Below are 12774 nucleotides of genomic sequence, written 5' to 3'. Positions count from 1 at the left end.
TTTGTTTGCGCGGATGACAGGCACGGCCCGTAACCGCTTGCGGATCAGAACGTGGCGAACGCCTGATCGAGCCGATCCATGTAAGCGCGCTTGGCCGAGGCCTCGATAAAGCTGCCCTCGAAGCTGTTGGCCGCGAGCTGCCACGCCTGTTGCGCGCCCAGGCCGGTGGCGGCGAAGGTCTCGGTGAAGTTCTGGTTGACGTAACCGCCGAAGTAGGCCGGATCGTCGGAATTGACCGTCGCCACCAGGCCGGCGTCGAGCAACGCGCCGAGGTTGTGCTGGCGCAGGTCCGGGAACACGCACAGTTTCAGGTTCGACAACGGACACACGGTCAGCGGGATGCGGTCCTGCGCGAGCCGCTGCATCAGCGCCGGGTCCTTGACGCTCTGCACGCCGTGATCGATGCGCTCGACCTTGAGCACGTCGAGCGCGCTCCACACGTAGGCCGGCGGCCCTTCTTCGCCGGCATGCGCGACCAGGCGCAGGCCCAGTTCGCGGCAGCGCGCGAACACTCGCGCGAATTTCTCCGGCGGATGGCCCAGCTCGCTCGAATCCAGGCCCACGCCGATGAACTTGTCGCGCAAGGGCAGCGCCTGTTCCAGCGTTTCGAACGCCTCGCTCTCGCTGAGATGGCGCAGGAAACACAGGATCAACAGCGCGCTGACGCCCAACTGCGCCTGCGCATCCACGCAGGCACGGTGCAGGCCGTTGATGACCGTCTCGACCGCCACGCCGCGCGCGGTGTGGGTCTGCGGATCGAAGAACATCTCTGTATGCACGACGTTGTCGGCGGCGGCGCGCTGCAGATAGGCCCAGGCCATGTCGTAGAAGTCCTGCTCGGTGAGCAGCACGCTGGCGCCGGCGTAGTAGATATCGAGAAAGCTTTGCAGATTGCTGAAGGCATAGGCCTTGCGCAGCGCTTCGACATCGGCGTACGGCACGCTGACGCCGTTGCGCCGGGCCAGGGCGAAAATCAGCTCGGGTTCCAGCGAGCCTTCGATATGCATGTGCAGCTCGGCCTTGGGCATGCGGCGCAGCAGCTCGGGCAGACGCTGCGCATCAATGCGGGCGAAGTCATGGATGGTGCTGGTGGCCACTGGAGTCTCCCTGTCGGCGCTTGATGTACCGCGAATCGGAGGAAAAGCGCCCGATTCCGGCATTGCGGCGGCCATTGTCGCAGGCCGGGCCGTCTGTTGCGCCGATGTATAGCACGCGGCCCCGTGCTGCTTGTCGGGCAATGTCCGATCCACGCCTGCGGCGCTCGCAAGCTCGCGCTACCATGCCGCGGTGGACCCGACCCCATCGCTTGTGAATGCCGATGCCGACCGACCGTAGCGAGCCGACCTTGTTCCGCCTGTTCGGCGCGCCGGTGAGCTTTCACTGGTCGGTGCTGCTGATCGTGCTGCTGGCGCTGTTGTTCAGTCGCGATCCGGCCACGGTGATGAGCGGCATCGTCGCTTATCTGTCACTGATCGTCGCCCACGAGGCCGGCCACGCCTGGGTCGCGCGGCACAACCGCCTGCGGGTGCACGCGCTGCGGATTTTTCCGCTGCACGGCGTATGCGATTACGAGACCGCGCGCACGCCCGGCCAGGAGATCGCGGTCGCCTGGGGCGGCGTCGGCGCGCAGATGCTGCTGTTCGCGCTGGCGATCGCCTTGTCACTGCTGAGCCCGCACCTGGCCGAACCGCTGCGCTCGCCGCTGGGCGCGGTGGTGCTGGTGTGGGGGCCGATGAACCTGTTGAACGCGATCCTCAACCTGCTGCCGATCGCGCCGCTGGACGGTCGCACTGCCTGGGGCGTGCTGCCGTGGGCGTTGCAGCGGTTGCGCCGCAAAGGCGCGGATCGCAAGCGGCCGGTGAAACCCGCGCCATCGGCAAGCGCATCGCCAAAAAATGCGCCGACGAACAAGGCAACGTCGAAGAGCGGTACCGGCGACAAAGTCGTATCGCTGGACGAACGGCGCAAACAGCGCTGAGCCAAACGTCTTATCGCGCTGGCGCACGATCGCCGCAACGATCGCCGCTCACCGCAACACCCGGAACCTGATCCGCGACCACGCACCGGTATCAGCCAAAGCGGTCAAGGTGTGATCGCCGACCTCGCCGAAATCATGATCGAAACGCGCGCGGCCCTGCGATTCGCCGATCAGCCGGCCGTCGAGCAGCCAGCGCACCCGCGCGTCGCTGCCGAGCGCACGCAGCGACAACCGCAGCGGCGTCGCATTGCCCGGCGCGCGCGCCAGGGTGGCCAGATCGTCGATGCCTTCGATGCGCAGCTCTTCGGTCGCGTCGCGGCCATCGTCGATGCAGTCGGGCGACAAGGCCGGCAAGCGCGCGGCCTTGCGCGTATCGGCGGCGAGCCAGGGCGACGCCAGCGCCGGCCAGCGCGCCAGTTCCAGCGCCTTGCGTTCGTGCGGCTTGGCGCAATCGGCCGACACTCGAAAGCCGCTGCGCGCATCGATCTCGTAGCGCTCGACCCCGGCATTCCACAGCCGCGCGTCGCGCTCGGCCAGGGTCGGCGGCACCGAGCCGTCGAGGGTCCAGGCCTGCATGCGCCGATGGCATAGCTGCGGCGCGCTCGGGTCTGGCGGCAGGCCGAGCGGCCAGCACACCTCGATCTGTTCGACATTGGCCGGCTGCGGCCGCGGTGTCGCGTCGCCGCGCTGGCGCGGCAGACTGTCGATCACTTCGAACAGCAGCGGCAGCGCGGTCACCGCGCCGTACTGACCCGGCAGCGGCGTACCGTCGGGCCGGCCGACCCAGACCCCGACCGTGTAGCGCCGCGTGCTGCCCAAGGCCCAGGCATCGCGGAACCCGTAACTGGTGCCGGTCTTCCAGGCCACGCGCGGGCGGCCGCTCGCGTCGAGCGTTTGCTCGACGCTGCCCGGGCGCGGATTGGCTTCGAGAATCTCGCGCACGATCCAGGCCGCGCCCGGCGACATCAGCCGCCGTTCCAGCACCGGCGCATCGGGTTGATAGCGCACGCGCCCGGCGACGCCGTCGCGATTGAACGCGGCGTAGGCGCCAACCAGATCTTCCAATCGCGCGCCGGTGCCGCCGAGAATCATCGCCAGGTTCGGCTGCGCGCCGCGCGGCCATTGCAGGTCGATGCCGGCGTGGGCGAGCCGCGCCGAGAACCGCACCGGGCCGACCCGATCGAGCAGATCCACCGCGGGCACGTTGAGCGACAGCCGCAACGCAGTCGCCGCGCCCACCGGGCCGTTGAAGGCGGCATCGAAATTGCCCGGCCGGTAGCCGTGGAAGGATTGCGGCGCGTCGACGAACAGACTTTCCGAATGGATCAGGCCGTCGTCGAGCGCGAGACCGTACAAGAACGGCTTGAGGGTCGAACCCGGCGAACGCCAGGCCTGGACCATGTCGACATGACCCAGGCGCGCGGCGTCGCCGAAGGTCACCGAACCCACGTAGGCGCGCGCTTCCAGGCTGGCATTGTCGACCACCAGCAGCGCCGCCGAGGTGCGTTCGGGCAAGCTGGAAAAATACGCCGCGACCCGATCCTCCAAGGTGCGCTGCAATGGCAGGTCGATGGTCGACAGCACCCGCGCCGTCTTTGGATCGGCGAAGCGCAGGCGCTGCGCCAGCAAGGGCGCGTAGCGCGGCGGTTGCAACGAGCGCGCGACCACCGGTTCGACCCGCGCATCCTCGACCTGCGCGCGCGACCACACGCCCAGCGCGGCCATGCGCGCGAGCACCTTGTCGCGGGCGACACGCGCGCGTTCGGGCTCGCGATCCGGACGCAGCCGGCTCGGTGATTGCGGCAATACCGTCAGCAACGCGGCCTCGGCATGCGACAGACGCGACGAGGGCTTGCCCAGATAGGCCCAGCTTGCCGCTTCGACGCCTTCGACGGTGCCGCCGAACGGCGCGCGGTTGAGGTACAGGGCGAGGATCTGCGGCTTGCTAAGATGCACTTCGAGCTGCACCGCGCGCAGCATCTGCCGCGATTTCGACCACAGGCTGCGCCGGTTCTGTCCCGGCTGCGCGTCGAGAATGCGCGCGACCTGCATGGTCAAGGTCGATCCGCCCGACACCACCCGCCCGCTGCGCAGCCATTGCCCGGCCGCGCGCAGCATCGCCACCGGGTTGATGCCCGGATGCTTCCAGAACCAGCGGTCTTCGTAATTCAACAGCGCCTGCAGATACAGCGGCGAAACCTTGGCCGCATCGACCGGATACCGCCACACGCCGTCGCGATCGGCGAACGCGCGCAGCGGCGTGCCGTCGCGCGCGACCACCACCGCGCCGGCATCGCGCGGTTTCGGCAACGGCAAGGGAAACGCCAGATCGAGCAGCATCGCCACGATCGCCAGCAGCAACAGCGCTAGCAACGCTTTCAGGCCGCGGCGACGCCAACGCGGCCCGCCCATCGGCGCGGGCGCGGCATGGCGCGCGGCCATGGCGACGTCAGGCGATGAAGAGGACGGCATGCGGCGCTCGCTGCGTTCCGCGACCGGTTCGGCTCAGGCCCTCGCGGGCCCGGGCGCGAATGCGATCGCGTGGTGGGTCGATGGATCGATCGCGAATGTCCGCCTGCATGAGGCGTCCATCCGCGGCGATGCGAATCGACATCGATCAGCCGGCGGTATTCATCGCGACGATCTTCAACTGGCCTTCGATGAGCAACAGCACCAGGTTCTGGCCGCCGTCGCCCTCGGCCATGCCCAGGTCGACGCGCGCATCGATGATGCGGTTGTCGTTGCTCTCTTCGCGGTCTTCCTCCGGATCGGGCTGCACCACCAGGCCGTAGGTGATGCCGCCCTTGCCCGGCGAGCTCGACGAGGTCGAACCGCTGGGATCGGTCTTGAGCGGCCGGCCCTGCAGGTCGGCGATCGCATCGGCGTACAGGTCGGCGCGGTCGTTCGGGAACAGGTCGGTGTAGTACTTCTCGGCCATCGCGCGGTCGATCTTGCCGCCGGCCGCCTTGGCCGCCTTTTCCAGTTCGGTGTCGTAGACCGGCCAGTTCGACGCTTCCAGCGGGAAGGTCATCGCATCGAGCACGACCTTCTTGTCGCGCGCGCGGAACGCGGCGCCGAGCGGCTTGAGATCGGCGAGCACGCGCTGCGGCATGGTCTGGTGTTCGGCCTGGACGACGGTCTTGCCGTTCCACTGGTACACGTAATAGTCGGTGGCCTTGGGCCGCGCCGCCGAGCAGATGTCGATCTGATGCAGGTACAGCTTGCCGGCTTCGATCTTGTCGAGCTGCGGGCAGAAATCCGGCATGTCGGATTCCGGCAGCGCCTGCGGGCCGCCGGGACGGGTCATCAGCACGACCAGTTTCTGCGACGCGGCCATGGTGGCGTCCGGGGTGCCGGTGCCGTACAGCACGGCGACGTCGTCCTGGCCGTCCTGATCGATGTCGCCGACCAGTTCGCTATAGCCCAGGCGTTCGAATTGCGGCTCGATCTTGCGCAGCGCGGCGAAGGCGCGCTCGGCGGTCTGCTTCGGATCGGACGGCGCGGCCGCGGCGGGCGGCGGCGTCGCGGTCGCGCCGGTCTGCGCCGCGGCGGCGGCCTTGTCGCCGGATTGGCAGGCGGCCAGGGCCAGCATCAGCAGGGACGGCATCAGGGTCTTGCGCATGTTCACTCCTTGAAAAGTTCGGGGTTCGGGGGCGACCCTGGTTACTACTGTGATTCGAGATTGGGGATTCGGGATTCGTCAACGGCGCCGCGTCGGACGCGGGCGCGGCTTCAACGTTCCTCGTCCATGTCGAAGACGCCGTGTTCGGACAGGTACAGATCGCCATCGATCAGGTTGAACTTGACTTGATGACCGCTGCGCGTGCCCGGGTCCGGCCAGCGCACCAACACGCTCGCATCGAGAACGTAAGTGTAGCCGTCGGACTCGACCATGGAATTGCCGTCGCCGGGCTCCAGATCGATATACAGGGCGCGTTCGTCCGATTTGCCCTTGCCCGGCGTCGCCAGCGTCGCCTTGCGTCCGTGCTCGCCGTCGTCGCGGAATTCGACGTGGCTGAGCATGCCGACGGTGTCGGTGAAGCCACGGCGCAGCGCGGCATCGGCGAAGATCTGCTCGGGCGCGGCGCGCGGCTTGTCGCGTTCGGTCGGCGCGATGGGCGCGGGACCGTCGCGCAGATGGCGGTCGACCTCGTTCTTGCGCTGGGCCAGCAGCGCTTCGCGCAGTTGCTGCAGGCGCATGACCACGCGCTGCTCGGCGTTCTGCTCGGACACCTGACGCAATCGCTTGCGCGGGGCGTCCCATTCGAAGGTGTAGTAAGCGATGGTCTTCGGGAACGGCACGATGCACGCTTCCAGCGCATCGGCCAGCAGCTGGCCGCCGACGATCTCGCGCACCACCGGGCAGCCCGAGAACGCCTCGGTGGCCTCGGGCTGCACCTGCAGACCGCCGTCGCGAGCGAGCAGCACATAGATGCTCTTGGCGACATGGCGCATCGCGCCCTCGTCGCCGACGCCGTACTCGACCACCACGTCGTCGCGGCCGTCGCGGTCGAGATCGCCGGTGGTGTAGTTGACCTCGAAACGGTCGAAGCCGGGATCGGCCTTGCGCATCGCCGCTTCGGCCTGCTCCAGCAAGGGATTGGAAACCGGCGGCGTGTCGTGCGGCGTGGTGCCGCCCCAGTTGAGCGCGGGATCGGTGGCGTTGGCGGGCGCGGTGGCGGCCGGTGTCTGGGTCTTGTCGACACCCTCGCCTTCACCGCCCTTGCCTTTGTCGACACAGCCCACCGCCGACAGCAGCACCGCCGCCAGCACCGCGATGCGCGCGGCGGGAAGCGCGAAGCTTCCCGCCCTGCTGATCGAACTCACGGCTGACGCACCGACAGGCTAGCCGGCGAGGCCTTGCCGACGCCTCGCATCTCCGGACGGTACATGTCCTCGACCAGCGACGGCGGCACGGTGTACGTACCCGGCGTCACCGCGCGCACCAGATAGAACACCCGCGCGGTCTGGTTCTGACCGAGCTTGAGCGCGGCCACGTAGCGATCGTCGCGGAACTCCTCGTGCTTGACCTCGGCGGCGCTGGAACGCTCGGACAGTTCGATCCCGTCGACCACCACGCCGGCCCATTGCTTGGCGTCGCCGAGATTGAAGTTCTCGATTTCCAGGCCGGCCGGCAACAGATCGGTCAACAAGGCATCGGGCATCGCGCTGTGCGCCTTGATCGTGACCTGCACGATCAGCGCCTCGCCCTCGACCAGACTGCCGCCCGACCAGTCCTTGCCCTCGGTGGTGTAGAACTTGCGGCTCACTTCGATCTGCGAGGCGTCGGCGGCCGGCGCGGTGCGCGGCACGCCGGCGACTTCCAGGCTCGCGTACAGCGGCGGCTGGCCGTTCGGGGTGAAGCTCACCCCGCTCGCCAGCGCGGCGAAGTCGAACACGCGGCCGATCAGCTTGGCCGGATCGGCATCGGTCGACGCGCCGGCAATGGTCCAGCGGCCGGAGATCTGCTTGCCCTGGTCGGCCATCAACGCCTTGCCCAGACGCGCCAGCGCGACCTGCTCCTGCGTGCTCAGATACAGCCAGCCGCTGTTGCGGCGCGCGTCGAGGTCGCGACCCATCGACACGGTGCGCGCGTCGTACTCGGGCTGCGACAGCTTGTGCTCGTGCACCAGCGCGATCATCAACGCGTCGTCGCGCAGACGGCTGCCATAGTCGCCCAGGTACGGCGGGCGCTGCGAGGGATCGCGGGCGAAGCCTTCCTTGATCGCCTTGCCGCCGCGCGACTTATCGCCCTGCAACGACAGCGCCAGGCCCAGATGCACCAGTGGCAGGCCGGTCAGGCTCTGCTTGCGATCGTTGTCGTACAGCGCGCGCAAGGTTCCGAGCGGAGCGCGGTTGACCCGCGCCAGCACATAGCCGGCATGCGCCTGGTAGGCGAACTTGAGGTGTTCGCGGCGATCGTAGCCGTAGAACGAGGCATTGCCCGAAAGCAGATCCTCGTTGAGCACCTTGAGCGCCTTCTGCAGCATGCCGTCGGGCACGGCGAAACCGGCGTCGCGCGCATCGAGCAGGAATTCGACCACGTACGGCGTCAGCGCCGGATTGACCGAATCGCCGTCGCTGTCGCCGCCCCACATCGAGAAGTGACCCGAAGCGATCTGCATCGCCGCCAGCCGCCCGAACGCGCCTTCCATGCGGGTGCGGCGTTGCTTGGCGTCGATGCCCTTGACCCCGAGCATCTTGGCCGTGGCTTCGTCGAGTTCCAGCGCGGCATAGCCCTTGCTGGTGGTCTGCTCGGCGCAGCCGTACGGGTATTCCAGCGCGCCTTGCAATGCACTGGCGAACGGAATCGGCGGCAACGCGCTGACCACCATGCGCGCGTTGACCGAATCGGGCATCAGGCCGTCGGCGAAATCGGTGCCGAGCTGGATCGCGCCGAGTTCGTCTAGCACCCGCGTGCGCGAACGCAGCACCGACGGCCACGCCGGACGCACCGGCACGTCGTAGCGGCGATCGACCTTGTAACCGTTGCCGTCGACCCGCACCCGCACCTGCGCGGTGGTGTAGCCCTCGCGCGCCACGATCGGGAAGGTCAAGGTCTTCTTGGCTTCAACACCGAGCGTGAGCGTGTGCTCGCCGTCGCTCAGCGACAGCGGGCCGATGCCCTCGACCTTGACCGCGAACTCGCCGGGCTTGCCGGTAAAGTTCTGCACGTCCAGGGTCACGTTGCTCTTGTCGCCGGGCGCGAGCACGCGCGGCGTGCTGGCCTCGGCGAGCACCGGCGCGCGCACGATGGTTTCGGCGTCCTTGTTGCCGTAGCTGCCGCCGGAGTACACCAGTGCCGAGACCCGCAAGGTGCCGTTGAAATCCGGCACCGCCAGCTTGATCCGGGCGATGCCCTGGGCGTCGAGCTTCACCGGCCCGGCGAACAGATCCACCGTCTGCACCCGCGCGGTCGGACGCCGCGCCTGCGGCAGCGCCTGCAAGGCCATGTCGCCGCCGAAGCGGATCTTGGCGACATCGCCTTCGTAGCTTTCGATCACCCGCCCGTACACGTCGTAGGCATCGACCCCGAGCCGGCGCTGAGCGAAGAAATGCGCGGCCGCGTCCGGCACCGGGAAACGGGTGATGTTGAGAATGCCGACGTCGACCGCGGACACAGTCACGTACGCGTCCTTGCCGGCCAGTTGCGGCGCGCTGACCGTGACCGGCAAATCCTGCTCGGGCTTCATCAGCTTGGGCACGTTGATGCCGACCGCGACCTTGCGTTCGCGCCGGTCCATCGGCACGTGCGCCACGCCGACCGCGCGCGCCGGAGTGATCTTGCTCGGCGCACTGCCGCCGCGGAACACCAGCGCGGTCACGTAGACGTCGTGGCGTTCCCAGTCGGCGGTGACCGGAATCTTGAACTTGCTGCCGGCCTTCACCTCGATCGCCTGCACGTACAGCATGCGGTCGGCCTCGACCATCAGCAGGCCGGAGCCTTCGTGCGGCGGGGTCAGGGTTACTTCCAGCGTGTCGCCGGCCTTGTACGCGGTCTTGTCGAGCGCGAGCTTGACCTTGTCGGGACGCGCGTCGAGGCCGCGGTTCTGATCATCCCAGCTCCAGCCGGCGCGGAACGGATAGCGGCTGGTGAGCTTGGTCGCCGGGTCGTACACATCGACCCGGTACTCGCCCCACTTGACCGCGAAATTCAGTTTAGCGGGGGCGGTGCCGACATCGACGTTGCGCACTTCGACGTCTTCGAAGCGGCGGGTGAAGTCGTAATCCCAGCCGCCGTCGTCGGCGTAATTCCAGTGGTAGTCGCGATGTTCGCGCACCAGGGTCACGCGCAGGCCGGTGGCGGGACGCGGCTTGCCGTCGCTGCCGACGCGGGTGATTTCGAAGCCTGCGTTGCTGTCGGCGTCGCTGCCGTCCTTGTCGTCGAACAACGGACGCACGCCGACCAGCGCATCGGCCGGCCACAGCACCCGCTTGACGCTGCGGTTGACGCTGCGCCCGCCGGTTTCGAACACGCTGCCGGTGACGATCGCGGCGATCGGAGTGACCGGCTTGGCTTCGTCGGGCAACGCGATGTCCTGGGTCAGCTTGCCGTCCTCGCCCAGGGTGGTGTCGACCACGTCCTTGGCTTCCTTCGGCAAGCTCAGAGTCGGGTCGCCGAAGAAATAACCCGGCAACTGCTCCAGCGGATGCTGCTCAACCATCACCGCGAGCTTGGCGGTGAAACGATTGCCCGCGGCCGGCGCACCGTACAGATAGGCCGCGTCGACGCCGAGCTTGAACGGCTGCCCGGGCTTGAGCACCGGTTGCGCGGTCAGGTCCAGCTTCAGCCGCTCGGGCAGGAACTCTTCGATCCGCAGGGTCATGCCCTGCACCGCTTCCTTGCTGCTCGGATCGGTGCGGAACTCGACCCGCCAACGGCCGGTCGCGGCATCGGCCGGAATCACCTGCGCATGGCGCACATAGCCCTGCGCATCGGGTTGCAGGCGGGTTTCCAGGAAGGTCTTGCCGTCGGGCTGGACATAGCGCGCGAACACCGGCTGCAGCGCCTTGCCCTTGGTGTCGATCGGCTTGCCGTCCTGATCGCGCAGCAGCGCCGACAGCCGCACCGTCTCGCCGGGGCGATACAGATCGCGACCCGACCAGGCGAACACGTCGAACCAGGCCTGCTCGCGGCCGGCAACCGCGAATTCGGACAGATCCAGCGCCGGCTGGTTGAACGGCAGCATGGTGACGTCGCTGCCCTTCTTGGCGATCAGCACCTGCGCCGCGTCGAGCTTGTACGGCAGCATCGCGTTGCCGTTGCCGTCGGTCTCGCCCTTGAGCACCGGCTCGCCTTCGGCGTTGAGCACCTTGAGCTCGACCCCGCTGACCGCGCCGCCCTTTTCCAGCGAGGCGACATGCACGAACAGCTTGTCCTTGTAGGCGCGCGCGTGCAGGCCGAGGTCGCTGACGGTGAAGAACGCGGTCTCGAACTCGTCCTTGAACTGGCCGGCGCGCTTCATCACCGCGAAGTACAGGCCGGGTTCCTGCAGCTCCTTGATGTCCTGCAGCGGCAGATAGGTCAGCACGCGTTCGTTGGGCTTGCCGCCGAGCACGAAGCGATTGACGTAGACCGGTTCGGCCAGCTTCGACAACGGCTTCTTGTCGTCCCAGTCGCGTTCCAGGTCCCAACTGCCCTTGCGTCCGCCACGCTGGTACTCGGCGAAGAACTTCGGCAGTTCCTTTTCCTTGACCCGCAGGAATTCGACGTCGACCTCGGCCACGTTGATCGACACCACCGGCAGGCCGCGGCTGTCGCGCGCCGGCAGCACACTGCCCTGCGAGGCGAACCCGACCACCGGGTCGAGCGGGCCGGTATAGACCTGCTTGGTGACCGGCTGGGCGATACGGTCGCCGGCCGCGGCGGTGAGGCCGGGCTTGATCGTGACCGTGTAGTCCTTGCTCGCTTCCACATGCGGGAAGCGCAAAATCTTGCCGCCGTCGTCGAGCACCCAGCTACCCTGCACCGCCGCACCGTTCTTGTCGGTCACCGCGAGCAGTTCGTCGAAGCTCTGGGTGCCGACCAGCGGCTGGCTGAATTCCAGGGCGATGGCGAGCTCGTCGCCGCGCTTGCTGTCGGGATAGGCCGCGACCAGGGCGAAGCCCTTGACCGCCTCGCGCTTGGCGACGATGGCTTCGCCGCTGACCTCGGGCAACTGCCCGGTGGTGTCGCGCTTGCAGCCGGTGACCACGAGGGTGGCCGCCACCAGCACGCCGACCAGCGCGCGCGCCAGCCATCGCGGCGCGGAAGCGGCCGGCTTCGCGGCAGGCGTGCTTGCAGCGGGCGAGTTCGGAGCAGTCGTGCCCACGGCGGGCCGGCTCGAGTCAGGGGTATCCAAGATCGCAGTTCCATCCAGGGGGTGCGCGCGCTTCATGCGTATCTCTCCGAAAACTGCGACGAGTATAGAACGAGCTTGTGTGATCCACGACCGACTTGGGCGTGTATTGCGTTTGCCTGTCCGGGCGCGATGCGTGGCGGCGTGGCCACACTGCGAATCCGTCGCCGACGATTCCCGTGCGCTTGCGGCAACCCGCTGATCGCCGCGACCGCCGCGGGCCCAACGCCGATCGTCGGCGGCGCACGGTTCGTCGATTCCGGCAACCTTCTTGCCGACGCCGTGGCCGCGCCCATGGATCTCGCCGTCGCCGTCGCCCGGCAACGCCCGGCCGGCGGCATTCCTATATCGGGCAAATCATCGGCCGCGCATCGGTGCGGCTCAGTTGCTTTCGCTTTCAAGCACCGCGAATATCCGCGCCGTCAATTCGTTCGCCCAATCGCAATCGCATATTCGAAAAGAACTGAATCACATCGCGACCGATCGCCCGCCAATAAACATGCTTGGATTACAGAAAATCGTGAGTAAATACCGATAAATAATCGAAATCCGTCGTTCGCCGAAACCGCAAACAGCAATATGCGCACTTTAAGCACCGCCGCGGCACATCCATTATATTGTTCAAGCACAACGACTTGCGGCATTATTGCTGCAACGCATCAAGTTCCTTGAAACTGTATTACAAAACCAGCCGAAACCAATGACATCGATTACTTCGATGCGGGGGCGCGATTTTTCAGATATTTAGAATCCAGCCCGGTCGGCAGCCGAAACCGACCCAGTTTGCATTTTCTGTGTGAACCGCATCCGCGCCGTTGACGCTTTCGCGATCGCGCTTCCACGGTCCCTGCGCCGCGCCGCAACCCGTGCCGCGGCGTTCGCGCCGGACACCGGCCGCATGCGTCCACGCGTCGTCTCCCACCGACGCCGCCTGGTTCCGTGCCTCGTGTCTGCCCG

General features: G+C 67.5%; 7 protein-coding genes. 2 read left to right on the top strand and 5 right to left on the bottom strand.

Annotated elements, in window-relative coordinates; genetic code table 11:
- Nucleotides 1–44: 44 nt before the first annotated feature.
- Nucleotides 45–1097 (bottom strand): adenosine deaminase, encoded by a 1053-nt coding sequence (locus tag AC3A4T_RS08330; RefSeq protein ID WP_487674955.1) that lies wholly within the window; start codon nucleotides 1095–1097, stop codon nucleotides 45–47.
- A 221-nt stretch (nucleotides 1098–1318) separates the two neighbouring features.
- Here AC3A4T_RS08330 and AC3A4T_RS08325 point away from each other — a divergent pair, with 221 nt between their 5' ends.
- Nucleotides 1319–1978 (top strand): site-2 protease family protein, encoded by a 660-nt coding sequence (locus tag AC3A4T_RS08325; RefSeq protein WP_487674954.1) that lies wholly within the window; start codon nucleotides 1319–1321, stop codon nucleotides 1976–1978.
- A 48-nt stretch (nucleotides 1979–2026) separates the two neighbouring features.
- Here AC3A4T_RS08325 and pbpC read toward each other — a convergent pair whose 3' ends face one another.
- The 4 genes from pbpC to AC3A4T_RS08305 form a co-directional block, all read right to left on the bottom strand.
- Nucleotides 2027–4420, bottom strand: a complete 2394-nt coding sequence (gene pbpC / locus AC3A4T_RS08320; protein WP_487675191.1) for a penicillin-binding protein 1C — start codon at nucleotides 4418–4420, stop codon at nucleotides 2027–2029.
- A 175-nt stretch (nucleotides 4421–4595) separates the two neighbouring features.
- Complete coding sequence (locus AC3A4T_RS08315) at nucleotides 4596–5600, bottom strand: hypothetical protein (protein WP_487674953.1); 1005 nt, start codon at nucleotides 5598–5600, stop codon at nucleotides 4596–4598.
- Between the two features lie 110 nt (nucleotides 5601–5710).
- The gene (locus AC3A4T_RS08310) at nucleotides 5711–6805 is read right to left on the bottom strand and encodes a hypothetical protein (RefSeq protein ID WP_487674952.1); all 1095 of its coding nucleotides are present in this window, start codon (nucleotides 6803–6805) and stop codon (nucleotides 5711–5713) included.
- A complete protein-coding gene (locus AC3A4T_RS08305; RefSeq protein WP_487675190.1) occupies nucleotides 6802–11715 on the bottom strand; it encodes an alpha-2-macroglobulin family protein in 4914 nt (1637 codons plus the stop codon). Before AC3A4T_RS08305 ends, AC3A4T_RS08310 begins: the two co-directional genes overlap by 4 nt.
- Nucleotides 11716–11961: 246 nt before the next feature.
- On the opposite strand from AC3A4T_RS08305, the gene AC3A4T_RS08300 reads away from it, so the two are divergent.
- Nucleotides 11962–12345 (top strand): hypothetical protein, encoded by a 384-nt coding sequence (locus AC3A4T_RS08300; protein WP_487674951.1) that lies wholly within the window; start codon nucleotides 11962–11964, stop codon nucleotides 12343–12345.
- The last annotated feature ends 429 nt before the right edge of the window (nucleotides 12346–12774 follow it).

This window comes from Lysobacter sp. Soil_N_51 (assembly GCF_057655755.1).
This window is presented reverse-complemented; position numbering and strand designations above follow the sequence as displayed.